Here is a 25,389-nt window from a genome sequence, read left to right on the forward strand (position 1 = left end):
ATAGTACCAACTTCGATGAGTTTTTTATTTAAGCGGTTATATGAATTATTCCGCTGCTTCAACAAGCACAGGTGTAACCGCTTTCTCATTTTTCGTAAAGGCAGTTTTGCGTTTACGTGTCAATAATATGATGACAGCACTGAAGATATATAACGCTACAACGATTAATACGCCTGAGTTAAAACCAGAGCGAATATCATCTCCTGCTAATGTGATTAAATAGCCTGTAATATATGGCCCGATAATCCCTGCCATACTCGTAATCGATAATGAAATTCCTGAAATGCTGCCGATTAAGTTTTTCGGTACAATGAGCGTTTTAATTGTCGTACCAAGCGGCAAGAGACACGTATTCATAATGAGACCAATGGCAAGGAAAATAACTGATAAAATAAGGTTTTCAACGACCGTTGTTACACCGTACGCAACAGCTCCTGTAATTAATACCGTTGTTAACACTTTATCGTATGACTTAATAAGGCTTTTATTTTGGCGGAATAAAATGTCTGTATATTTCCCGATGAAGATAGCAAAAATGGTCCCTGCAATCCCCATGCCGGCAAATACGATGCTCATAACGTGCGCATCGAGTCCAACAATTTTCGTTAAATAAGTTGGCGCCCAGGTAAGAACCCACGTGTTAACCCACATGGATACAAACCCTGTAACCATTACGGAAAGGACATAAGGGTTCAACATAATTTTAATAATATCTTTGAATTGAGCTTCCTGTGTAGAGGGGAGTGTTGCAATTTGTTCTTGAATCGGTTCCTTTGGCTGGCTTTTGAAGAAGCAAAATATGACTGCCCAAATGAGACTAGCTAGACCTAATACAGCAAATGTATGCTGCCAACCAACTGAGCCAATTAAAAATACTAGAATTGGAGCAGCTAAATATGTACCGAAGGTTGTCCCAGATGTCATAATTGCGTAGGCAGATCCACGGGTTTCATTTGAAAACCATTTTGCAATATGCGCGACACATAATCCGTATGTACCGCCTTCAAAGAAACCTAAAACAATACGAATGATGATTAGTCCAGTGAGGTTTTCAACAAAATAGGCACTTAATAAAGAAACGGTCCAGCCTGATGCAATAATGATTAATAAATTTTTTGTATTAAAGCGATACGTTAACGTGCCTAGTATAATACTGCCTATTGAGTAAGCGGCGAAGAAACTGCTGCCTACTAAACCAAATTGATCATAATTCAAATTCAATTGACCCATAATCGGTTCTGCTGCTAAGCCAAGAACGGATTTATCTGCGTAATTCAAAACAGATAATGCGAAAATCATCATCAATATTACCCAACGCATTCTGACAACTCCTCATAAAGATATTCTGAGCTCCCAATCTAAAAAATATTTGTAGCACATAGAAGTTATTTGAATCTGTTCACCTCCTATTTATTTACACGTGCAAGAAGATTTCGATTACTTATGTCATTAGTTGTATTACAACAATCGCACATGGTATGAGATTGACTTTTCAGAAAATTCCGATGGATATATTCTATTTGATTATAACTATTTTTACAATAAAAAATTATTTTATAATCCAAAATTTATTTTTGGGAAATAGTTATGAATCTGAAATTGTTGAAGTCCCAAGTGTGAAATATCATTGATTTTTATTGTTTTTACCTAGAATTTCAATAAAAAATATGATTATAATATTGATTTGATTATTTTATGATGGTAACAACCACTAAGAAAATGGAGGAATCGCAAATGAAAGTGATCTATGTGAATGAAGCCAATTTAGGCGATGTACAGGCAGAAGCACTAGATGTTGCCATGGCTCTTGGATACTTTGATGGTGTACATCTAGGGCATCAAGAAGTCGTGAAGGCCGCAAAGCAGCAAGCTTTGAAACAGCAGCTTTCATTAGCGGTTCTTTCCTTTTTTCCACATCCAAAAAGTGTTTTAATTCCAGGGTTTGAAGTCGCTTACTTAGAGCCGATTGAGCAAAAAATAGAAAAGCTTGAGCGATTAGGTGTCGATATTTTTTATGTCGTTGAATTTACAAAGGAATTAGCAAAAATTGAAGCGGCCGATTTCATGCAGCAATATGTTATTGGTTTGGGTGCAAAGGAAATCATTTGCGGTTTTGACTATACATACGGAGCAAAAGCGAGCGGTAAGGCAAAAGCGATTCAACAACATGTGCCGATGAGTATTGGTGTGACGGTAGTTGAGGAGTTAAAGTGGCAAGGACAAAAAATTAGCTCAACACTTATTCGAAAGTACTTGCGTGAATGCCGATTACAAGAAATTCGAAGTTTGCTAGGAGACTACTATAAAACAAAGTACTGCTGTAAAAATGGCATTTTACCCAATTACTCACTTCCGAATATCGGTAAATACAAAATTTTAATTGAAAAAGACGGTGCTATTTCAGAGGCAATCGCGAGGGTGAAGTCCAAAAAGAAAATTCTATTGGAATATGATAACTCGGCTTTCGACAGTGTCTTGACCATTAAGTGGCTAGAGAAAATTGGATCGTAAAGAGAGCCTATTTTAAGTCCTCACGATTTTTACATCCAACTAGATAGATTTATTTGGTAGAAAAAATAGTATGTTTTAAAACCTTGATTGGCGTATGCCTTTCAAGGTTTTTATGATTTTATGCCATGGACTTGGTTTAATCTTTGTTTCCAACAAAGTTTATTTTTAGGCTTTATCATTATTTACGATTGTATATCTTGTAATAAAAGAGGGCCGTGGAAAAACTTTAGGTAGTTTCTGATTTCCTTTTCCTGTATTTGTTTTTGAATATGCTTCTTCAAATGATTTAGCAGGCTTCCAATTTTTATAGGAGGTTTCATGCTCCCAAACAGTCAAGATAAGATACGTATCAGAAGCTAACGGACGCAGTACACGGATAGCTGTTAAGTTAGGTTCTTTCTGCATTAATACGGCTTGATTTTTGAAATGGTATTCGAATAGAGGCCGTCCTTCATCCGTAACGGGTATATAATGAAAGGCTGCAAAACCCTTTTTAGGGAATTTTCCAAAGCCAGTGATTACTTCATACTTTCTCGGCTCTTTAAAAAAGGTATCCTCTTCTGACTGATGGATAAGAATAAATTGGTCCTCATTTTGCATCAATATCAACTCTTTGTTTTGATGCTCCTCCATCATTTTTGTTAAAAATGACTGAGTACCGCTTGTAATATAAAGCTTCATCCTGTTCACCCCAAGAGATTATTATGTATTATTATATCGATAAAGATAGGGAAAGTTCTAATCTCAACTTCTTCACAGTGGCCCTTTTCAGTATCCCGTTTAGCAGGCGAAATACTCCCATAAAGAAAAACGTCAATTTTTTGACAATAAGTAAGGTAAACTATACAACAATAGGTGAAAAAGGTATGATTGGAATTGTCATATTCATGTGCTTGTATCATTCGTAATTATTCATTTAATATATTACACTAATTAATAGATGTGTCTTGAAAGGGGATATTAGTGATGGAGAAAAGAATAAATGAAACGTTTTTAAAAGCGGCGCGAGGAGAGAAAACTGACTTTGTACCCGTTTGGTATATGAGACAGGCAGGACGTTCCCAGCCGGAATATAGAGAAATTAAACAAAAATATTCATTATTTGAAATCACTCACCAGCCTGAGCTTTGTGCCTATGTGACAAGATTGCCTGTAGAGCAATACGGGGTTGATGCTGCTATTCTTTATAAAGATATTATGACACCGCTACCAGCCATTGGTGTGGATGTTGAAATCAAATCAGGAATCGGCCCGGTTATTTCGAATCCAATTACATCTTTAGCTGATGTGGAGAAATTAGGTGAGATACATCCTGAAGAGGATGTACCATATGTGCTCGATACAATCAAAATCCTTACACAGGAACAATTGTCTGTTCCGTTAATTGGGTTCTCAGGAGCGCCATTTACTCTTGCCAGTTACATGATTGAAGGCGGTCCTTCAAAAAATTACACAAAAACAAAATCCTTTATGTATGCAGAGCCCAAAGCCTGGTTTGCCTTGATGGATAAGCTGGGAGACATGACTATTACATATGTGAAATCGCAGATTAAAGCAGGGGTAAAGGCTGTGCAAATATTTGATTCATGGGTTGGAGCCTTAAATGTCGAAGATTATCGTTATTATATTAAGCCGGTCATGAATCGCATTTTCTCCGCTTTAAGTGAAGAAAATGTTCCGCTTATTATGTTTGGAGTCGGTGCAAGTCATTTGGCTCTCGAATGGAATGAACTTCCGCTGAACGTAGTAGGCTTGGATTGGCGTCTTCCGATACGGGAAGCTAGAGAGCTTGGGGTAAACAAGCCGATTCAAGGAAATTTAGATCCGGCAGTGTTAATGGCTCCGTGGTCGGTAATTGAAGAGAAGGCAAAAGCAATTCTTGACCAGGGAATGGAAAAGCCGGGTTATATTTTTAACCTTGGACATGGGGTATTTCCACAAGTAAACCCTGAAACGTTGAAAAAGTTGACAGCCTTCATTCATGAGTACTCAACAGAAAAATTGTCTAAATAGAAGGCATTGAAGGGATGGGTTACGTAATGAAAAGAAAAATGGGCCTGCTTGTGATGGCCTATGGAACACCATACAAAGAATCAGACATCGAGCGTTATTATACGCATATTAGAAGAGGTAGAAAGCCATCTCCAGAGATGCTAGAAGATCTCAGGCGCCGTTATGAAGCCATTGGAGGCCTTTCCCCATTAGCTAAAATAACACAGGAACAGGCAAAAAGGCTTGAAGAACATTTAAACAATAGTCAGGATACGATTGAGTTCCATGTGTATCTTGGATTAAAGCATATTGAACCGTTTATAGAAGATGCGGTACACCAAATGCATGAGGATGGGATAGAGGAAGCTGTTACACTTGTGCTTGCTCCTCATTATTCAAGCTTCAGCATTCAATCGTATAACGGGAGAGCTGAAGAGGAAGCGGCAAAGATAGGTGGTCCGAAAATAGCCAGTATTAACAGTTGGTATGACGAACCTAAATTTATCCAATATTGGGCTAATAAAGTGAAGGAAACCTTGCAGCAGATGCCTAGTGAAGACAGAGAACATGCTGTCTTAATTATGTCTGCACACAGCTTGCCGGAAAAGATTAAGCAATACGGTGACCCTTATCCCGAACAGCTGCAAGAAAGTGCGGACTTAATAGCAAAGTGTGCTGGTGTAACCCATTATGAAATTGGCTGGCAAAGCGCTGGGAATACACCGGATCCGTGGCTAGGGCCGGATGTTCAGGATTTAATAAAGGAATTATATGAGCAAAAGGGATACAAGGCATTTATATTTGTTCCGGTCGGGTTTGTATCAGACCATTTAGAAGTCTTATATGATAATGACTATGAATGTAAAGTGGTATGTGACTCTCTTGGTGCGGCTTATTATCGTCCTGACATGCCGAATGTTCAGCCGGAGTTTATAGATGCCCTTGCAACGGTTGTGTTGAAGCGAGTAGCGGTTATTCAATGATTTTAACTAAAAGAAGGCGATGAAGGATGTCAGATAGCAAGAAACAGATTGTAATCATTGGTGGAGGGATTACTGGTTTAACTGCAGCTTATTATTTGCAAAAAGAAGTGCGGGAAAATCATTTGCCATATTCTGTAAAGCTCGTTGAAGCGTCGCATCGTCTTGGTGGTCAAATGCAGACTTACCGGAAAGATGGATATTTGATTGAAAGAGGGCCTGATTCTTTTTTAGAAACGAAGGAAAAGGCTGTTAGGCTTGCAGCTGAAGTAGGAATGGCAGATCGGTTAGTTCATAATACTCCCGGAAAAACCTTTATTTTAGCAAATAACCAGCTGCATACGATTCCCGGCGGGGCTGTCATGGGCATTCCAACTGAGATTAGACCTTTTATGACAACCAAGCTATTCTCCCTTTCTGGAAAATTACGGGCAGCAGCTGATTTAATTCTACCGCGTTCACAGGTACTAAACGATCAATCCTTGGGAGGCTTTTTTCGCCGAAGATTGGGAGATGAAGTGGTTGAGAATTTAATTGAACCGCTTCTTTCCGGTGTTTATGCCGGAGATATAGATAAAATGAGTTTAATGACGCTTTTTCCTCACTTTTATCAGGTTGAGAAAAAATATAGAAGTCTGATTGTAGGAATGAAAAAAAGTGCACCGCCGAGGCCGAAAGAATTACCAGAAAAGAATAAAGGTTCTTTTTTAGCGTTTGATACTGGCTTGCAATCATTTGCAGATGCTATAACAGCTAAGCTTGAGCCAAATTCCTTCAAGCTGGGCTTCAGGGTAGAAAGAGTCTGGAGAAAAACAAGAGGTTATGAAATAGAACTGAATGGCGGTGAAGTGCTGACAGCAGATAGTATTATTATGACTGTCCCGCATCATACGATTTATACTATATTTCCAGAATATGAGTTTTTTCAGGATTTTAAAGATGTGCCTTCTACATCTGTCGCGACGATTGCCTTGGGATTTCCAAAAGAAGCTGTCCAAAAGGATATTGATGGAGCCGGCTTTTTAATTTCACGAAATAGCGATTATACAATTACTTCCTGTACCTGGCTGCATAAAAAATGGCCGCATACTACTCCAGATGGAAAAGTGCTGCTTCGCTGTTTTGTAGGAAGGTCAGGTGGAGAAGCCATTGTGGATCTTTCAGATGATCAAATTGTTGCGAATGTCATGACAGATTTGTCTAAAACGATTGAAATAAAGCAAGATCCTGAACTCGCTGTAGTATCTCGTTGGATACAAGCAATGCCTCAGTACACTGTCGGTCATCAGGAAAGAATGGAAAAGGTTAGAAAAGGAATAAAAAAAGAACTTCCCGGCATTTTTATAGCGGGAAGTTCCTATAATGGAATTGGCCTTCCAGATTGTATTAAGCAAGGGGAGGAAGCTGTTTCCAAAGTGTTAAGTTACTTACAAGAAATAAATCTGCAAGAACAAATACAAATATCAATCTAGTTAAGTGTGCTAGAAAGCAAAAAAAGAAACTGTAAATGGACAGTTTCTTTTTTTGTATTATATAACAGCAATTTTAGAATATAGTATTCTTCTAATCTAGTAATAGTTTTGTGCTAATTTTATAGGTCATGAAGGCCCATACAATGGTCGCATTTGTTGCCATAGCAATCTGCCTGTTCCTCGATTTCTTTACTGCACTCAACGCATTTTTTAGCTGGTAGATTTTTGAAAAATTCAATGATATTCTTTACCATGATGTTCCCTCCAATTCGTTTCTGTGAATTAATTTCTTGTCTTTTATTGTAATATAACAGATAAAAAGTGTCAACAACTGTTTTAAAACAATTTTATTAATATGAAAATATTAATAAATGTCTAATAATTTTTAAAAGTAATTTATTGAGTGAGCCTGGCGATGGACAGGACGTCCTAGTATGGACACAAATTTAATATATATATGTTTTTACAGGAACAAATACAAATATCAATCTAGTTAAGTGTACTAGAACACAAAAAAGAAACTGCAAATAGACAGTTTCTTTTTTGCATTATATAAAAGCGATTTCATAATATAGTGTTCTTCTAATCTAGATATTCTTATGCTAATTTTATAGGTCATGAAGGCCCATACAATGGTCGCATTTGTTGCCATAGCAATCTGCCTGTTCCTCGATTTCTTTACTGCACTCAACGCATTTTTTAGCTGGTAGATTTTTGAAAAATTCAATGATATTTTTTACCATGATGTTCCCTCCAATTCGTTTCTGTGAATTAATTTCTTGTCTTTATTGTAATATAACAGATAAAAATATGTCAACAACTGTTTTAAAACAATCTTATTAATATGAAAATATTAATAAATATCTAATAATTTTTAAAAGTAATTTATTCAGTGAGCCTGGCGATGGACAGGACGTCTTAGTCAGGCTAGATATGCGGATGTGGCGTTTTGAAGCGTAATAAAAATATGGACGCAAATTTAATATATATATGTTCTTTTTAATATTTGGACATATACTAATGGATATTTGACTCATCTAAGCGATATGGTCATGAAATGGGAGGAGAAAACTCGTTTCTCCTCCCAATTTCATGACCATATCGCAACTTTTCAGTGAAGCTGAAAGGCGTATGAAAAAGACTTTTCACACGGATGAGTCAAATATCTAGCGGAAGAACTAGGTTTTACTGCCCGTAAATGATAGAAAAAGAATTCCTATGTTAATTTAATAAGTTGGATATATATAATTAATTCAAATAATAGGAAATAGTAACAAAAAAAGAGGATTAGGATGGTGTTATGATGAAGATAACTGTAATAGGTCCATGGGGTGGATATCCGAAAGCAAATGAAGCAAGTGCAGGTTACCTGCTTGAACATGAGGGATTTCGGTTATTGATTGACTGCGGCAGCGGTGTACTTTCAAAGCTCCAAACGATTGTAGAGCCAGAGAAGCTAGATGCTGTGGTCATTTCACATTATCATTCGGATCATATTGCAGATATTGGTGTACTACAGCATGCAAGGCTTATTCAAGGGTTTTTAGGCAAAGAGATGAATTGTCTGCCTATATATGCGCACCCATTTAATCAGCAGGAGTTTTCTAAACTAACATATAAAAATATTACAAAGGGTGTTTCTTATCAGGAAAATGATCCTCTAGAGATTGGGCCATTTACCCTTGGCTTTATTCGGACAAAACATCCGGTTGAATGCTTTGCTATAAGATTTGAGGCAGAAGGGAAAGCAATTGTCTATACAGCAGATACGGCTTTTATAAATGAGATGATTCCGTTTTCTAGCAATGCAGATTTATTGTTGTGTGAATGTAATTTTTATGCAAATCAGGACGGGGCAGGTGCGGGACACATGACAAGCCGGTATGCAGGAAAGTTGGCAAAGGAGGCAAATGTAAAACAACTTGTTTTAACTCATTTGCCGCATTACGGGAGACTTGAGCAGCTGCAGGAGGAGGCGGCCGAAATTTATAGCGGACCGATTCAACTGGCTCATTCTGGGTTAAGTGTCACAGTATAAAATATTTTTAAGTGGAAAAAGGAGTTGGACTGATGAAGGTAACCTATCATGGGCATTCAGTAGTCAAAATTGAAACAAACGGTAAGGTAATATTAATTGATCCGTTTATTACTGGAAATGGATTAACTGATTTAAAGGTTGAAGAGATAAAACCCGATGTGATTCTCATCACTCATGGTCATGGCGATCATGTCGGTGACACCGTGCAATTGGCCAAAGCAAATAATTCTCTTGTCATTGCCAATGATGAACTCTCTACCTATTTAAGCTGGCAGGGACTTCGTGTTCATGGAATGCATATCGGCGGTTCCTATCAATTTGATTTTGGAAAGGTAAAGCTGACTCAGGCCTTTCATGGAACGGGTTTGCAAACAGGGAATAAGGAAATCGTCTATTGCGGTATGCCTGCGGGTATTCTATTTACGGCTGAAGGAAAAACGATTTATCACGCAGGGGACACCGCCCTATTTTCTGATATGAAACTAATAGGGGAACGTCACCCCATTGATTTGGCATTTCTTCCAATTGGAGACAACTACACCATGGGGCCGGAAGATGCTGCTTATGCCGCAAAGCTTCTAGGAGCCAAAACGGTTGTACCGATGCATTATAATACATTCCCTGTCATTCAGCAGGATCCAGAGGAGTTTGTCAAACTGCTTGAACATAACAATGGTAAAATATTAAATCCTGGTGAAGAAATCGAATTATAAATGTGTCCATCAAAAAAAATCGTGTAAGCATTAGCTTTACACGATTTTTTTTGATGGGTATGACTACTTTTCAGCTTGTTCGCATAGATTAATAGTAATAGAAAAGGGGTGGATGATTTGAATAAAAATCGGTATTTGATTTGTTTACTGGCTAGCGGGATGCTTCTTTATTATGCTGTTCCCCGATTATCCATTTCAGCAGGAGGCACGGAAGGTCTTTTTTCGCTTTTCTGGCTTGCGCTGGCATTAATGGTTATTGCCGGCAATTTAACCGGTCTGTTATACACGCCAAGTAAGAAAAAGAGACAACAGCCTTCTGGGGTAAAGAGAAAAGGAACAAAGGCTCGAACCTACCAATAATACAGAAAATAAAAATAAATTGAAACAGAATAGGTCAATCGATTGAAACAGATGGCTGAGACCCTTATAATAGACATATATTAGGGGAACTGAAACTAAGTAGAGGGTGAGAGTCTTGGCTACGAAACACGAGCAAATACTTCAACACATTGATGAATTACCAATCGGTGAAAAAATATCGGTTAGACAGATCGCCAAGGCATTAGAAGTAAGTGAAGGTACAGCATACAGAGCTATAAAAGATGCTGAAAATAAAGGTTATGTTAGTACAATTGAAAGAGTCGGCACTATTCGTATTGAGAGAAAGAAAAAAGAGAATATCGAAAAACTTACTTTTGCCGAAGTGGTCAATATTGTTGATGGACAGGTATTAGGCGGCAGATCTGGTCTTCATAAAACATTGAATAAGTTTGTAATCGGAGCCATGCAATTAGATGCAATGATGAGGTATATCGATGCTGGAAGTCTTTTGATTGTCGGGAACCGTGTGGATGCTCACGAGCTTGCTTTAAAGGCAGGAGCGGCTGTTTTAATTACAGGAGGATTTGATACGAATGATGATGTAAAAAAGCTGGCTGATGAATTAGATATGCCTGTTATTTCAAGCAGCTACGATTCCTTTACTACAGCTACCATGATTAACCGGGCAATCGACGATCAATTAATCAAAAAAGAGATTATCTTGGTTGAAGATATTTTAACGCCGATTGATAAAACTTATTATTTAAGATCAAGCGATACAATTAAAGATTGGTATGAATTAAATGAAAAAACCGGACATAGTCGTTTTCCGGTTACAGATTCAAATCTTAAGGTTCTAGGAATGATTACTTCAAAGGATACGATTGGACATGGCAACGAGACACTAATTGAAAAAATCATGACAAAAAACCCGATGACAGTCGGAGAGAAGACAAGCGTTGCCTCTTCTGCCCATATGATGGTGTGGGAAAGTATTGAAGTACTTCCAGTTGTAAATGATGCAAATAAACTTGAAGGAATTATCAGTCGTCAGGACGTTTTAAAAGCCCTGCAGATGATCCAGAGGCAGCCGCAGGTCGGTGAAACTATAGATGACATCATTACGAATCAAATTAGTATGATGAAGGGGAAAACGAAAGGTGATGATGTGTATCGTTTTGAGGTTTCTCCGCAAATGACTAACCATCATGGAACCATTTCATATGGTGTGTTCACAACGATTGTCTCCGAAGCGGCTAATAGGGTACTAAGAGGCTACAAAAAAGGAGATCTGGTTGTAGAGAATATGACTACTTATTTTCTTAAACCAGTACAGCTCGACAGCATGCTTGAAATTTATCCTAAGGTATTGGAAGTCGGCCGTAAATTTGGGAAAGTGGATATCGAGGTCTTTAATGAAGGTGTATTGGTTGGAAAAGCGATGCTCACATGCCAGCTCATTGATAGGCATTAAAGAAAAGCGGAAGTTATTTTGAATTTAAGGTAAATCTAACTTATTAAATACTTTTCATCAGATAACAAAGCGACGGAGCTAATAGCTCCGTCGCTTCATTATCAAATATTCTTCGTTTCTTGCAGCTCTTGGGCAGCTAAAGGCAGGTAATATTTATATGCTTTCATACCACCCCAAATATTGACCGCACCTAGAAAAATAAAAACAGCAGCTACAATATACGTGACAGTGGTTTGAAATAGAAAAAGCTGATTGATACCAAACAAAGCGATGAAAGATCCTAGCGCGATACTGCCTTTTGCTGAAATCCACTTCTTTTCAGCGGGCAATTTTGTCCGAAAATATTTTGTTTTGTAGAAAATATAAAATGCTAGTGAAATAATAATAAGCATGACCAAAATAGGCATTTTTCTTTCCTCCATTATTAAACTGCTGTATATCTATAGTAAACGATTTTAACTGAAAAATGTAAAAAAAGTGAATAATATTTCTTTTTCTGCCTGATTAATTATGCTATTAATAAAGTATCTATAGTATGAGAAGGAGAGACAAATGAAAGAGCAAATACTTCAAACGATAAAAAAATATGATACGATAATCATTCATCGTCATGTTCGTCCTGATCCAGATGCTTATGGTTCTCAAGGTGGGCTGGCAGAGGTTTTGAAGGCATCATTTCCTGAAAAGTCAATTTTTACGGTTGGTAAAGAAGATGAGTCTCTTCAATTTTTGAGGGTTCTGGATGATATACCAGATGATACATACATTGGCGCTCTTGTTATTGTTTGTGATACGGCAAATGAAGCTCGCATAGATGACAATAGATATAGTCTTGGGGATATGCTCATTAAAATTGACCATCATCCTAATGAAGACCCTTATGGTGATCTGCTATGGGTGGATACAAGCGCGAGTTCCACTAGTGAATTAATTTATGAGTTTTATCTTTATGGAAAAGATAAAGGGTTACAAATGTCAGATGCAGCGGCAAGATTAATTTATTCTGGCATTGTTGGCGATACAGGACGTTTTCTTTATCCGAGTACAACTGAAAAAACATTTGCTTATGCAGGAGAGCTGATTCATTATCAGTTTTCTCGTACGGAGCTGTACGAGGGTATGTACAATTTAAAGCCCAACATTGTGAAGCTTCATGGGTATATCCTGCAACATTTTTCTACAGGAAAAAATGGAGTTGCATATGTAAAACTGACAGCTGACTTGCTGGAACAATATAAAGCGACACCATCTGAAGCTTCGCTGCTGGTGGGTACACTTGGAAATGTTCAGGGAATTATTGCCTGGGTTTTCTTTATTGAGGAAGAGGATCAAATTCGGGTTAGATTCCGCTCAAAGGGCCCTGTTATAAATGGGGTAGCACGTAATTATAAAGGCGGCGGCCATCCGAGGGCTGCCGGGGCATCTATTTATTCCTGGGATCATGCAGAGAGGGTCATTCATGAAGTAGAGGTTTTATGTGAGGAATATGCCCGGTCATAATCGGGCATATTATTTAGTCTGTCCAGCTGCAGCGCTTCCCCCTCGATAGTCTAGACATAGCCGTCAAGAAGGTTAAAGAATAACCTTCATGACGACGGCTCGTCTTATGCTTGTCGGACTTGCACAGGATGTGCTGACGTCTACGTTCGCCACAGGACGTGGCGGTTTTTAGTAGACGTCTCGTTTGTCAAGGCGCTTCCGCTTTTCTAGTCTGCAATCGTAATCTCCAGTTCTATCGAGAGTGTAGTATAGATTATCATCTCGCGAACTTTTAAGTTATAGCGTTTATCATTTACTTTTACCGTTTTATTTTCAATGATTTTTTTGATTAACTCGCGGCTGTTATAGACAGTGTCAATATCTTTAGCTATCATCATTCTGATATCTTCTCTTACTTTATCCTCCATTTCAATTACACTTAGCTGATCAAGATGGTATTTATCTTTATTTTTTATTTTTATATAAATGGATTGAACAGTAAGTTTGGCTTTACTTTCTTTATTAATCTTTTTAAATTCTTCCTGCCAAATGGTCTTCTCATTAATTAAATCAGTTATTTGATCTTTTTGTGTCTGAATTTCTTTACTGTATTTTTCCTGCCATTCTCCAAATATAAATAAAAATATAATCCAACTGATTATCCCGCCTATTACCATGCCGGCAAAAAATTGCTGCCAAGTGGGCTTTCGATAGTAAGGCGGAATTCTCATAGAGTGGTATGCTCCTGTGTCAACCATGTGATAAACAGGGAGCCTGTTTGCGCGCCTCCTAATGCAGAAAGAATCAGCAGGAATTGTTTAAATAAGTCCTTTGTTTCACCTTCCAAAAATCCTCTTTCAAAGGTATAAACAGCATCAAATGTACCGCCAATGGCCGTGACGATTGCCCAAATTCGAATCATGCTAGATATTCGATAGATTTCTGTTAAAGGAGGTTTTCCTGTTAAAAAGGCTGCCATTCCTCCGATGAGTGAGCCTCCAATTAACACGCCAAGTGCGATAAAATAGCTTTGTAAAAATAGGGAAAAGAAAGGTTGATCCTGCATGAAATCCCATCCTTAATGCTTATTGTGTTATTACCTCATAATTAAACATATGGACAAGGTGATAGAATTATGTTTATTGCAAGCAGGTAAAAGGGAGAACATACTTTCTTTTTGAAGGGAAAACTTTATAATAATATGTAAGGTCGTATAGTTGCAATTATTTTATAGGCTGTGTTAAAGCACTATGTTGATAAGCCAGATTTTTGACTCATTCGTGTGAAATGAACATTTCACACGCCTTTCAGCTATGCTGAAAGGTTGCTGTATTGTCATGAAATAGTAGGAGAAAATGCATTTTCTCCTACTATTTCATGACAATACAGCTTAAATGAGTCAAAAATCAACAAGATTATTTAACAAAGCCTATTTATAAGAGATAGCTTTAAAATATAGAAAAATAGTCTTCTTATAAGACTTAATAAGGAAGTGAATGTACGTGTCATTTATTCATCTTCATGTATATAGTGCTTACAGTTTGTTAACGAGCACTGCATCTGTAGAATCTCTTGTGATGGATGCAAAGAAAAAGGGGTATAGGGCGCTAGCATTAACAGATCACAATGTTATGTACGGGGCTGTTAGTTTTTACAAAGAATGTATGAAACACTCAATTAAGCCAATAATTGGACTAACTGCAGATGTTCTTAGTGAAGAACAAACGGGAACTGCTTTTCCGCTTGTGTTATTGGCAAAGAATCAAATAGGGTTTCAAAATTTGTTGAAAATAACGAGCAGCGTCCAAACAAAATCCTTGTCTGGAATTCCTGTTAAATGGCTGAAGCATTATTCTGACGGATTATTTGCTTTAACTCCTGGAATGAAAGGGGAAATAGAGCAGGCTTTACTAAATGAAGATCATCCGAAAGCCGAGAAGGTATTGAACTTGTATAAGAGTTTATTTGGAGAATCCTTCTATATCAGCTTGCAGAATCATCAAATACCAATTGAAGCGAATGTAAGAAAAAAACTCATTACACTTGCCAATGAACATCAGGTACCGCTTGTGGCAACGAATCAAGTTTTTTATTTACATAAAGAAGATGCCTTTGCACATGAGTGCTTGCTGGCAATAAAAAGTGGCAGTAAATTACAAGATGAAAAACGGGAGCCGTTAGGAAGCCATCATTTTTATTTAAAGACACCTGAAGAGATGACAGAACTTTTTACAGAAATGCCTGATGCACTAGAAAATACGCTAAGAATTACTAAAGAGTGTAATGTGAGGATTGAGCTTCATAAAACCAAGTTGCCTAAATTTCCGACAGAAACAGGTCAGTCAGCAGAAGCCATGCTCGAGGAAATATGCTTGAAAGGCCTCTATGAACGTTATGGGTCACCTGATGAAGAGGTAAAAAACCGTCTTGAATTTGAATTATCCGTTATCAAGAAGATGAAGTTCAGCGATTATTTTCTTATTGTTTGGGATTTTATGAGATTTGCAAGAGAATCGGGAATCCTAACCGGTCCTGGAAGAGGGTCTGCGGCAGGTTCACTCGTTGCTTACACCCTTTATATTACGGATGTAGATCCGATAAAACACGAGCTCCTTTTTGAACGTTTTCTTAATCCCGAGAGAATCTCAATGCCCGATATTGATCTTGATTTTCCTGATCATAGACGTGATGAAGTAATTCAATATGTGGCTAAAAAATATGGTCTGCTGCATGTTGCACAGATTATTACGTTTGGTACATTAGCGGCAAAAGCTGCTCTTCGGGATGTCGGCAGAGTATTTGGATTAAATACAAAGGAATTAGACAGGTTGTCAAGGATGATTCCAGGGAAAGTTGGCATTACTCTTAAGGAAGCATACAATGAATCCCAATTATTAAGAGACTTTGTTAATGAATCAGAGCAGCAAAGGAGCCTGTTTGAAACGGCTTTAAAGATTGAGGGATTGCCAAGGCATACATCTACACATGCAGCGGGAGTTGTAATCAGTGAACATCCGCTGGTGGATGTTATTCCTATTCAAGGGGGACATGAAGACATCTATTTAACTCAGTATTCAATGGAGCATCTTGAAGAGCTGGGGCTGTTAAAAATTGATTTCCTTGGTCTAAGGAATCTGTCGTTAATTGAATCCATTTTAAAGTCTATCTATCATAAAACCGGTATAAAATTAAATATTAAAAATATCCCCATGAATGATCCGGCAGTGTATCAGCTAATAAGCAAAGGTCTTACAACCGGGGTATTTCAATTAGAATCTGATGGGATGCGGAATGTATTAACAAGGCTGAAGCCTAATCGATTTGAGGACATTGTAGCAGTAAATGCTCTGTATCGTCCCGGTCCAATGGAAAATATCCCGCAATTTATTGATCGAAAACATGGGCGTGAAAAAGTGGTTTATCCACACCCGGATTTAGAGCCTATTCTCGAAAATACGTACGGGGTCATCGTCTATCAGGAGCAAATCATGCAGATTGCAGCCAAAATGGCTGGATTTTCACTTGGCGAAGCTGACCTTTTAAGAAGGGCTGTTAGTAAAAAGCAGAAGGATGTGCTTGACCGTGAAAGAGCGCATTTTATTGACGGGGCCGAACGAAAAGGTTATGAAAGAAAAACAGCTAACGATATTTATGATTTAATCGTAAGGTTTGCCAATTATGGTTTTAATAGAAGTCATGCTGTGGCATACAGCTTTATTGCTTATCAGCTTGCGTACTTAAAGGCACACTATCCCATCCATTTTATGGCCGCCATTTTAACATCTGTTACAGGCAATGAATTAAAAGTTGCCCAATATTTAAGAGAATTAAAGACGATGAATATTCCTCTTCTGCCACCTTCCATAAATAAAAGCAGTTATTATTTCCTTGCTGAAAAAGACGGAATTCGATACAGCCTTGGAGCTGTAAAGGGAATTGGCGTTGCTGCCTTGACTGAAATTATGCGTGCTAGGAAGGATAAGGGATTTGTTGATCTGTTTGACCTTTGTATAAGGGTTTCATCCAAGGTCGTAAATCGTAAAACGTTGGAAGCCCTTGTTTATTCAGGAAGCCTGGATGAGTTCGGTGAGGACCGTGCCGTGTTATTAGCCAGCTTAGAAGTTGCATTAGACCATGCACAATTGGTAAGGCCTAATGAGGGGCAGCAGGGAGATTTATTTTCTCCTATTGACTTGGGTATTAGGCCTAAGTATATGGATGTTGAGCCAATGCGTGAAGAGGATAAGTTAAGAATGGAAAAAGAAGTGCTTGGCTTCTACTTATCGAATCATCCTGTATCCGTATACGAGAAGTATTTTCCAGCTTTAAAGACACATGCACTATTTGATTCCATTCTTCCAAATTCCTATCTAAAAGCTGTGGCCTATATTGGAGAAATCAAAAAAATCCGTACAAAAAAAGGCGAACAGATGGCATTTTTAACTATAAGTGATGCTAGTGGCGAAATGGAAGCTGTTGTATTCCCTAATGTATTTAAGAAAATAGCACCTATTTTGCAGCAAGGAAATATTCTTGTGTTCGAAGGAAAAGTAGAGGAGCGTCAAGGGAAAATACAGTATATGATCAAGGCAGGACAGGAGATTGCAGCAGCAATCGAACCAGCGAAAAGCCATCATTCAACGCTTTTCATAAAAATCACACAAGAACTGGAAACAGTTGAGCAGCTACAGAGAGTAAAGGATATTTTGAAAAAATATCCAGGCACAGTTAGTGTTGTTATTTACTATGAAAGTACGAAAAAAACTATTCGATTAGAAGAACAGCTGTTCATTCATCCGATAACAGACTGTCTGAACGAATTAAAAAAAACGGTAGGAATTGAAAATGTATTTTTAAAGTAACACCCTATACTTCTTTACAAGTCATTCAGATATGTTATATTGTAAAAAAGAAACTGGTCTGACCAGTAAGTGGGAACAACTATTATATAGTATATCTAACATATTGGCACTTATAAAAATAGACAGCTTGTTTCAAGTCAGACATGAATTCGACTGAGGAGTGGGAAAGTTGACGTTAAGAGAAGAAGCTTTGCATATGCATCGAGTAAACAAAGGTAAGCTGGAATCAAAATCAAAAGTAAAGGTTTTAAATGCAAAGGATCTAAGTTTAGCATATTCTCCTGGGGTAGCGGAACCATGTAAAGAAATATATGATAAGCCGGAATCTGTTTATGAATATACGATGAAAGGAAATATGGTTGCCGTTGTTTCAGATGGTACAGCAGTACTTGGGCTTGGAAATATTGGACCACAAGCGGCACTTCCAGTAATGGAGGGAAAGGCTGTTTTATTTAAAAGCTTCGCTGGTGTCGATGCTTTCCCCATTTGCTTGAATACAACAGACGTTGAAAAGATTATTGAAACAGTTAAACTATTAGAGCCTAATTTTGGCGGTGTCAATCTTGAAGATATTGCGGCCCCTAATTGCTTTGTCATTGAAGAAAGATTAAAGAAAGAAACGAATATACCGATTTTTCATGATGATCAACATGGAACAGCGATAGTAACTGCGGCAGGTTTGTTAAATGCTTTAAAGCTTGTCAATAAAAAGATATCGGAAATTAAGGTAATCGCTAACGGTGCAGGAGCAGCAGGGATTGCCATTATTAAGCTATTGCATAGCTTTGGTGTTCGTGACATTATCATGTGTGATACAAAGGGAGCGATTTATGAAAGTCGTCCTGTAGGAATGAATGCGGTGAAATTAGAAGTAGCTAAGTTTACGAATAGAGACAATCAGTCCGGCAGTTTGCAAGATGTTATTGCAGGGGCTGATGTATTTATCGGTGTATCTGCGCAAGATGCTCTTTCTAGTGATATGGTGAAAACGATGAATCGAAATCCTATCATATTTGCCATGGCTAACCCAAATCCAGAAATTCAGCCTGATACAGCAAAAGCGGCCGGAGCAGCAGTAGTTGGAACAGGAAGATCTGATTTTCCTAATCAGGTTAATAATGTTCTAGCTTTTCCAGGGATTTTCCGAGGGGCACTCGACGTTAGGGCTACACATATTAATGAAAAGATGAAAATAGCAGCTGTTTATGCTATTGCTGAACTGATTGATGATGCTGATTTGCATGAGGATTATGTAATTCCGGCTCCGTTTGATCCGCGGGTTGCACCGGCAGTTGCAGCAGCGGTTGCGAAAGCTGCAATGGAAACAGGAGTTGCCAGATTGACAGTGGATCCTGAGGAAATAAAAGAAAAAACCCGTATGCTTGCCTTAATAGGCAAAAGTGAGTGATGGCAAAAAGTGAAATCTTCAGATGCAGTGCCTAAGGTTTATTTAGAAATTGTGAAACAACTTAGAACTATGATTAAAGAAGATCATCTTAAGCCCGGTGACAAACTTCCATCTGAGCGTGAACTTTCTGAGCGTCTAAATGTTGGACGCTCTTCTGTTCGTGAGGCATTAAGAGCTTTAGAGCTCCTTGGATTGATTGAAACAAAAAGAGGAGAAGGAACGTTTATTCGTGATTTTAAAGGCCACCAATTGATTCCGCTCTTAGGTACCTTTATTTTGCAGGATGAAGCTTCTAAGCGTGATGTAAAGGAAACAAAGCATCTTATTGAAAGAAACTGTTTATCGCTTATTTTAAAAAGAGCCGAGATAGAAGCATTCCTAACTGACAAAAGATGGACTGAGGATTCAATAAATGATGATGAATTCTTTTTAACCATTGCTCAATTAGCAGATAATCATTTGTTATTGAGAATTTGGGTGGTATTGGCCGATTATTATAATTCTTTACAATTAAATGAGCAACATCCTGTAAAAGAGCATTATGATAAACTGTTAACCGCACTTGCTAATCGAGATGAAGTGAAAACAGCAGAAGCATATCGTCTCTTAAGGGGATTGTCGAATGAATGACGACAGATTATAACAAGGTTTGTTGAGAACTTCCTATATAGTAGAGTAGTAAGGACGAGATTTCAACAAGAAAGCCGGCCTATAATTTAAGTGGTTAGACTATGGTATTTTAAAATCCAGGCGCAGATTCGCTGGGTCAAATTTGAAATTGATGTTGTAATAAATAAGGGAGGTCTCACCTTGCTTAAAGAGATTTTTACAAAAACAAAGAAGAAATATGCAACAATCCCTTCTGAACATACGAAGCAGGATGTTCCAGAAGGAATTATGACAAAATGTCCTAACTGTAAAAAAATTATGTATACAAAAGAATTAGTAAAAAACTTGAAGGTATGTCTGCACTGTGAATACCATCATCCTATGAATGCGCATGAAAGAATTGCCTCCTTTTTAGATGATGATTCTTTTGAGGGATTCAATGAGGAAATGACTTCATTAAACCCGCTGGATTTTCCTGGTTATTTGGAAAAGCTTGAGCAGGACCGTAAAAAAACCAATGTCAATGAGGCAGTAGTTACAGGAATCGGAACAGTTAATGGCATAAAAGTAGTTGTTGCTGTAATGGATTCTACTTTTCGAATGGGAAGTATGGGTTCAGTAGTAGGTGAAAAAATTACCCGTGCAGTAGAAAAAGCGGATGAAATGAAGCTGCCTTTTATTATTTTTACTGCTTCGGGTGGAGCGAGAATGCAAGAGGGTGTTCTTAGCTTAATGCAGATGGCCAAAACAAGTGTAGCCTTAAAGAGGTTCAGTAGTCACGGCGGTTTGTTTATCTCAGTGATGACCCATCCGACAACAGGGGGAGTTTCGGCAAGCTTTGCCTCGCTTGGTGATTATAACCTTGCTGAACCGGGAGCATTGATTGGTTTTGCCGGGAAAAGAGTGATTGAACAGACCATTCGGGAAGAGCTTCCGGAGGATTTTCAAACAGCAGAATTTCAACTAAAACATGGTCAGCTTGATGCGGTCATTCATCGTTTAAAATTAAAAGATCAATTGACCATTATCCTTGATATTCATAACCCAAAGGAGGTGCCTGAATGGTAGGAGAATTAGAATTTGAAAAGCCTATTCTTGAGTTGAGGAATAAGATTGCCGATTTAAAAGAATTCACAGAAAGTACAGATGTGGATTTAACAGCGGAAATTGAAAAGCTGGAATCGCGTCTTGCCAAACTTGAAAAAGAAGTTTACGAAAATATTAAACCTTGGGATCGAGTTCAAATTGCCCGCCATGCAAGCAGACCCACAACACTTGATTATATATCATTATTGTTTAGTGATTTCTTTGAATGCCACGGCGATCGGACATTTGGTGACGATGAGGCAATTGTGGGGGGGATTGCTAAATTCCAAGGAGTTCCAATTACGGTTATTGGGCATCAACGGGGGAAAGATACAAAGGAAAACATTCGCCGTAATTTTGGAATGCCGCATCCTGAAGGCTATCGAAAGGCACTGCGATTAATGCAACAGGCTGAAAAATTTAATCGGCCAATTATATGCTTTATTGATACGAAAGGGGCCTATCCAGGAAAGTCAGCGGAAGAACGCGGACAAAGCGAAGCGATTGCTCGAAATTTATTGGAGATGGCTGGGTTTACAGTACCGATTATTTGTATTGTAATTGGTGAAGGAGGCAGTGGCGGTGCTCTTGCTTTAGGTGTTGGAAATCATTTGCACATGCTTGAAAACTCAACATATTCAGTTATTTCTCCTGAAGGTGCTGCTTCGATATTATGGAAGGATGCAGGGCTAGCTAAACAGGCAGCTGAGTCAATGAAAATAACGGCACCGGATTTAAAGGCGTTAGGCATCATAGATTACGTTATCCAAGAGGTAAAAGGCGGTGCGCATAAAGATGTGCAGGAGCAGGCTGCATATATAGAAAAAGTTCTTTTAGATTCACTCAAAGAGTTAAAGCAAATGGATAAGGATCAGTTGGTTGAACACCGATATAAGAAGTTTAAGCGAATTGGTGAAATTTCGTTTTTAAAAGACTATATCGGGGTAAATTAAAAACGTACTGTATAAGTACGTTTTTATTTTTGTCCAAATTTCAAATCAATACTCATATTTAACCGCTTTCACTTTAACGATAATTCTGCCTATTTTGGTTAATGCATGATTGTATTGAGATATAGGTTTCTTCATGCTATTTTATAACTGTTATGGTTTTTTTTTTCATAAAAAAATTTTAAATATCAAAAAAAATTCATTAAATGTTCTTTCTATTTTGACAACTTCTTGGTAAAGTATTGATGGGAGGTAAAAACATGAAACGAATTGGCGTATTAACAAGCGGTGGAGATGCTCCAGGGATGAATGCTGCTGTCAGAGCGGTTGTTCGGAAGGCGATTTATCATGATGTTGAAGTATATGGAGTCATTGGTGGTTATGCAGGGCTAATAAGCGGAAATATCGAAAAGCTGGAACTTGGTTCAGTTGGTGATATTATTCATCGAGGCGGAACTGTTCTTTTGTCAGCAAGATGTGATGAATTTAAGACAAAAGAGGGGCAGTTAAAGGGCGTTGAACAGCTAAAGAAATTTGGAATTGAAGGTCTGGTTGTTATTGGCGGCGACGGTTCGTACAGAGGAGCGCAGGCTTTGACTTCCCATGGTTTCCCTTGTGTAGGTGTGCCGGGAACCATTGATAACGATATTGCCGGTACTCAATATACCATTGGCTTTGATACTGCCTTAAACACGGTCATTGATGCCATTGATAAAATTAGAGATACAGCTACATCTCACGAGCGTACATTCGTTATTGAAGTAATGGGACGAAATGCAGGAGATATTGCTCTTTGGGCAGGTCTTGCAGGCGGTGCAGAAACGATTCTTATTCCTGAGGATCATTATGATATGAATGAAGTATGCGAACGATTGAAGAAGAGCAAGGAGCGCGGTAAAAAGCATAGTATTATCGTTGTAGCTGAAGGAGTAATCAGCGGGGTCGAATTTGGTAAGAAAATTAAAGAAATGACTGATTTTGATACGCGCGTTTCTGTACTGGGCCATATGCAGCGTGGCGGTTCTCCTTCTGCCTTTGACCGAGTGTTGGCAAGCCGTTTAGGTGCACGTGCTGTAGAATTGATTTTAGAAGGAAAAGGCGGCAGAGCTGTAGGGATTCGAAACAACCGTGTGATTGATCATGATATAGCTGATATTTTGGAAGAACCTCATTCACTTGATTTTAACCTGTTAAAATTATCAAAAGAACTGTCTATTTAAAAGATATAAAAGTAAACATACATAATCAGGGGGTTAATAACCAATGAAAAAAACCAAAATTGTTTGTACGATTGGACCTGCAAGTGAAAGTATTGAAATGCTGACTCAATTAATAGAAGCTGGTATGAATGTCGCTCGTTTAAACTTCTCTCATGGAAATTATGAAGAGCATGGTGAAAGAATTAAAAACATTCGTGAAGCTGCAAACAAGACAGGTAAAAACATTGCCATTTTGCTTGATACAAAAGGACCGGAAATCCGTACACATAATATGGTTGGTGGAGCAATTGAGTTAACGGCCGGCAGTTCAACGATTGTATCAATGACAGAAGTTGAAGGAACTCCCGAGAAGTTCTCTGTTACATATGACGGGTTAATTGAAGATGTAGAGGTTGGTTCTAAGATTTTGCTTGATGACGGGTTAATTGGACTTGAAGTAGAAAAAATAGATAAAGCCAATGGAAACATTCATGTGAAAATCTTAAATAGCGGAACATTAAAGAATAAAAAGGGTGTAAATGTTCCGGGAGTATCAGTAAATTTACCAGGAATTACAGAAAAGGATGCAAACGATATTCTTTTTGGTATCGAACAAAATATTGATTTTATTGCAGCATCTTTTGTGCGCAGATCTTCAGACGTTCTTGAGATAAAGAAGTTGCTTGAAGAAAACAATGCTACACATATCCATATCATTCCTAAAATCGAAAATCAGGAAGGTGTAGATAATATTGATGAAATTCTTGAAGTCTCAGACGGCTTAATGGTAGCTCGCGGAGATTTGGGTGTTGAAATTCCGGCAGAGGAAGTTCCTCTGGTACAAAAGAATTTAATTAAAAAATGTAATGCATTAGGGAAACCGGTTATTACAGCAACGCAAATGCTAGATTCTATGCAAAGAAATCCGCGTCCAACACGTGCAGAGGCAAGTGACGTAGCAAATGCCATTTTTGACGGTACAGATGCTATTATGCTTTCAGGTGAAACAGCTGCTGGATTATATCCGCTAGAAGCAGTTGAAACAATGCATAAAATAGCTTCCCGGGCAGAGGCGGCGCTTGATCATAAAAAGTTGTTATCAGGACACAGTAAAGATAGTGAACATACGATTACAGATGCAATAGGACAATCCGTTGCACATACAGCACTAAATTTAGGTGTAAATGCCATTATTACTGCGACTGAAAGCGGATATACTGCGAAGATGATTTCAAAATATCGTCCAAAAGCACCGATTGTTGCAGTAACAGCAAATGAACATGTCTTAAGACGACTTTCTCTTGCTTGGGGCGTGTATGCACAATTGGGGGAAAAATCCAATACAACCGATGAAATGCTTGAAAATGCAGTAGATGAGAGCTTAAAGAGCGGCTTTGTTTCACATGGTGATTTAGTAGTTATTACAGCTGGTGTTCCGGTAAGTGAATCTGGAACAACCAACCTGATGAAAATACATGTTGTTGGAGATATATTGGCAAAAGGACAAGGAATTGGCCGAAAATCCGGCTATGGAAAAGTAGTAGTTGCCAAGAACGCAGAGGAAGCTCTTACGAAGGTAAAAGAGGGGTCAATTCTGGTTACATTTGGAACGGATAAGGAAATGGTGCCAGCGATTGAAAAATGCAGAGCGCTTATTACGGAAGAAGGCGGTCTAACAAGTCATGCAGCCGTTGTAGGCTTAAATGTCGGTATTCCAGTATTAGTAGGTGTTAAAAATGCTACTGATATTCTCAAGGACGGTCAGGAAATAACGGTCGATGCTCAGCGCGGTGTCATTTATAACGGACATGCAAGTGTGTTATAATGAGAGAATCAGGGAGGGGATTTTATCCCTTCCTTTTTTGATTTTCATTATATAGCGGGGTGTGAAGGAATCTGATGAGAGTATTGATTCTATTATTTATTTTGATTCCGGCTGCAGAGATAGGTGTTCTTCTCCTTTCTGGCAATACAATCGGAATATGGCCGACTGTTGTACTCCTGATTGCTACAGGAGTACTTGGGTCGTATTTGGCTAAAAAACAAGGTATGAATACCCTTAGAAAAGTACAAGAACAACTGCAATACGGCAGAATGCCAGGAGATGAAATTCTTAACGGTGTCTGTATCCTTTTAGGAGGAGTCATGCTCCTGTCACCCGGATTTTTGACCGATATTTTCGGCCTAATATTATTACTTCCTCCTACAAGAGCAGCAATGAAACCAATTATTCTCAAAACGCTAAAAAAATGGATGAATAACAATACATTTACAATAATTAGGTGAAAAAAGAGG

At 38.2% G+C, this 25,389-nt stretch carries 24 protein-coding genes; 17 read left to right on the forward strand and 7 right to left on the reverse strand.

The window, feature by feature from the left end:
- Positions 1-45: 45 nt before the first annotated feature.
- The gene (locus tag F4V44_RS01180; RefSeq protein ID WP_150438151.1) at positions 46-1,320 is read right to left on the reverse strand and encodes an MFS transporter; all 1,275 of its coding nucleotides are present in this window, start codon (positions 1,318-1,320) and stop codon (positions 46-48) included.
- 414 nt (positions 1,321-1,734) lie between these two features.
- On the opposite strand from F4V44_RS01180, the gene F4V44_RS01185 reads away from it, so the two are divergent.
- Complete coding sequence (locus tag F4V44_RS01185) at positions 1,735-2,511, forward strand: FAD synthetase family protein (protein ID WP_191090512.1); 777 nt, start codon at positions 1,735-1,737, stop codon at positions 2,509-2,511.
- Between the two features lie 165 nt (positions 2,512-2,676).
- Here the strand turns inward: F4V44_RS01185 and F4V44_RS01190 are convergent, their stop codons facing one another.
- Positions 2,677-3,192, reverse strand: a complete 516-nt coding sequence (locus tag F4V44_RS01190; RefSeq protein ID WP_150438153.1) for an antibiotic biosynthesis monooxygenase family protein — start codon at positions 3,190-3,192, stop codon at positions 2,677-2,679.
- A gap of 285 nt (positions 3,193-3,477) precedes the next feature.
- Between F4V44_RS01190 and hemE the strand changes: the two genes are divergently transcribed.
- Genes hemE through hemY form a run of 3 tightly spaced genes read left to right on the forward strand, consistent with a single transcriptional unit; the run spans position 3,478 to position 6,955 of the window.
- Positions 3,478-4,524: a uroporphyrinogen decarboxylase gene (gene hemE, locus F4V44_RS01195; RefSeq protein WP_150438154.1), complete on the forward strand. Its 1,047-nt coding sequence runs from the start codon at positions 3,478-3,480 to the stop codon at positions 4,522-4,524.
- Positions 4,525-4,550: 26 nt separating this feature from the next.
- Complete coding sequence (gene hemH / locus F4V44_RS01200; protein ID WP_396897463.1) at positions 4,551-5,486, forward strand: ferrochelatase; 936 nt, start codon at positions 4,551-4,553, stop codon at positions 5,484-5,486.
- A gap of 26 nt (positions 5,487-5,512) precedes the next feature.
- On the forward strand, positions 5,513-6,955 hold the full coding sequence (gene hemY / locus F4V44_RS01205) for a protoporphyrinogen oxidase (RefSeq protein ID WP_150438155.1): 1,443 nt from the start codon (positions 5,513-5,515) through the stop codon (positions 6,953-6,955).
- 119 nt (positions 6,956-7,074) lie between these two features.
- On the opposite strand, the gene yhfH (F4V44_RS01210) is transcribed toward hemY, so the two are convergent.
- Both yhfH (F4V44_RS01210) and yhfH (F4V44_RS01215) read right to left on the reverse strand, forming a co-directional pair.
- Positions 7,075-7,209, reverse strand: a complete 135-nt coding sequence (gene yhfH, locus F4V44_RS01210; RefSeq protein ID WP_150438156.1) for a protein YhfH — start codon at positions 7,207-7,209, stop codon at positions 7,075-7,077.
- Positions 7,210-7,563: 354 nt separating this feature from the next.
- Positions 7,564-7,698: a protein YhfH gene (gene yhfH, locus F4V44_RS01215; RefSeq protein WP_150438156.1), complete on the reverse strand. Its 135-nt coding sequence runs from the start codon at positions 7,696-7,698 to the stop codon at positions 7,564-7,566.
- A gap of 560 nt (positions 7,699-8,258) precedes the next feature.
- Here yhfH (F4V44_RS01215) and F4V44_RS01220 point away from each other — a divergent pair.
- From F4V44_RS01220 to F4V44_RS01235, 4 genes are all read left to right on the forward strand, one after another.
- Positions 8,259-8,993 carry an MBL fold metallo-hydrolase gene (locus F4V44_RS01220; protein WP_150438194.1) on the forward strand — a complete coding sequence of 245 codons (735 nt, stop codon included), beginning with the start codon at positions 8,259-8,261 and terminating at the stop codon, positions 8,991-8,993.
- Positions 8,994-9,025: 32 nt separating this feature from the next.
- Entirely contained in the window at positions 9,026-9,706 is a 681-nt protein-coding gene (locus tag F4V44_RS01225; RefSeq protein ID WP_150438157.1) for a metal-dependent hydrolase, read from the forward strand.
- A gap of 108 nt (positions 9,707-9,814) precedes the next feature.
- Entirely contained in the window at positions 9,815-10,066 is a 252-nt protein-coding gene (locus F4V44_RS01230; protein ID WP_317978298.1) for a hypothetical protein, read from the forward strand.
- A gap of 115 nt (positions 10,067-10,181) precedes the next feature.
- Positions 10,182-11,501, forward strand: coding sequence for a CBS domain-containing protein (locus F4V44_RS01235; RefSeq protein ID WP_150438159.1), 1,320 nt, complete (start codon positions 10,182-10,184; stop codon positions 11,499-11,501).
- Positions 11,502-11,602: 101 nt separating this feature from the next.
- Here the strand turns inward: F4V44_RS01235 and F4V44_RS01240 are convergent, their stop codons facing one another.
- Positions 11,603-11,908, reverse strand: coding sequence for a YtpI family protein (locus F4V44_RS01240; RefSeq protein ID WP_150438160.1), 306 nt, complete (start codon positions 11,906-11,908; stop codon positions 11,603-11,605).
- A 145-nt stretch (positions 11,909-12,053) separates the two neighbouring features.
- Here F4V44_RS01240 and F4V44_RS01245 point away from each other — a divergent pair, with 145 nt between their 5' ends.
- A complete protein-coding gene (locus tag F4V44_RS01245) occupies positions 12,054-13,001 on the forward strand; it encodes a DHH family phosphoesterase (protein ID WP_150438161.1) in 948 nt (315 codons plus the stop codon).
- Between the two features lie 206 nt (positions 13,002-13,207).
- On the opposite strand, the gene ytrI is transcribed toward F4V44_RS01245, so the two are convergent.
- On the reverse strand, positions 13,208-13,711 hold the full coding sequence (gene ytrI, locus F4V44_RS01250; protein WP_150438162.1) for a sporulation membrane protein YtrI: 504 nt from the start codon (positions 13,709-13,711) through the stop codon (positions 13,208-13,210).
- On the reverse strand, positions 13,708-14,046 hold the full coding sequence (locus tag F4V44_RS01255) for a YtrH family sporulation protein (RefSeq protein ID WP_150438163.1): 339 nt from the start codon (positions 14,044-14,046) through the stop codon (positions 13,708-13,710). Before F4V44_RS01255 ends, ytrI begins: the two co-directional genes overlap by 4 nt.
- A 436-nt stretch (positions 14,047-14,482) precedes the next feature.
- Between F4V44_RS01255 and dnaE the strand changes: the two genes are divergently transcribed.
- The 8 genes from dnaE to F4V44_RS01295 all read left to right on the forward strand — a co-directional run bounded on the left by dnaE (position 14,483) and on the right by F4V44_RS01295 (position 25,380).
- On the forward strand, positions 14,483-17,842 hold the full coding sequence (gene dnaE / locus F4V44_RS01260) for a DNA polymerase III subunit alpha (protein WP_150438164.1): 3,360 nt from the start codon (positions 14,483-14,485) through the stop codon (positions 17,840-17,842).
- A 169-nt stretch (positions 17,843-18,011) separates the two neighbouring features.
- Positions 18,012-19,250, forward strand: coding sequence for an NAD(P)-dependent malic enzyme (locus tag F4V44_RS01265; protein WP_150438165.1), 1,239 nt, complete (start codon positions 18,012-18,014; stop codon positions 19,248-19,250).
- A 9-nt stretch (positions 19,251-19,259) separates the two neighbouring features.
- Positions 19,260-19,880, forward strand: a complete 621-nt coding sequence (locus tag F4V44_RS01270; RefSeq protein WP_223881747.1) for a FadR/GntR family transcriptional regulator — start codon at positions 19,260-19,262, stop codon at positions 19,878-19,880.
- A gap of 180 nt (positions 19,881-20,060) precedes the next feature.
- Positions 20,061-20,927, forward strand: a complete 867-nt coding sequence (gene accD, locus F4V44_RS01275; protein WP_150438166.1) for an acetyl-CoA carboxylase, carboxyltransferase subunit beta — start codon at positions 20,061-20,063, stop codon at positions 20,925-20,927.
- The gene (gene accA, locus F4V44_RS01280; RefSeq protein WP_150438167.1) at positions 20,921-21,898 is read left to right on the forward strand and encodes an acetyl-CoA carboxylase carboxyl transferase subunit alpha; all 978 of its coding nucleotides are present in this window, start codon (positions 20,921-20,923) and stop codon (positions 21,896-21,898) included. Before accD ends, accA begins: the two co-directional genes overlap by 7 nt.
- A gap of 257 nt (positions 21,899-22,155) precedes the next feature.
- Positions 22,156-23,115: a 6-phosphofructokinase gene (gene pfkA, locus F4V44_RS01285; protein ID WP_150438168.1), complete on the forward strand. Its 960-nt coding sequence runs from the start codon at positions 22,156-22,158 to the stop codon at positions 23,113-23,115.
- Between the two features lie 43 nt (positions 23,116-23,158).
- The gene (pyk, locus tag F4V44_RS01290) at positions 23,159-24,919 is read left to right on the forward strand and encodes a pyruvate kinase (RefSeq protein ID WP_150438169.1); all 1,761 of its coding nucleotides are present in this window, start codon (positions 23,159-23,161) and stop codon (positions 24,917-24,919) included.
- Between the two features lie 74 nt (positions 24,920-24,993).
- Entirely contained in the window at positions 24,994-25,380 is a 387-nt protein-coding gene (locus F4V44_RS01295; protein WP_150438170.1) for an FxsA family protein, read from the forward strand.
- Positions 25,381-25,389 lie beyond the last annotated feature (9 nt).

Source organism: Niallia endozanthoxylica (assembly GCF_008710145.1).
Lineage (GTDB): Bacteria > Bacillota > Bacilli > Bacillales > Cytobacillaceae > Bacillus_BD > Bacillus_BD endozanthoxylica.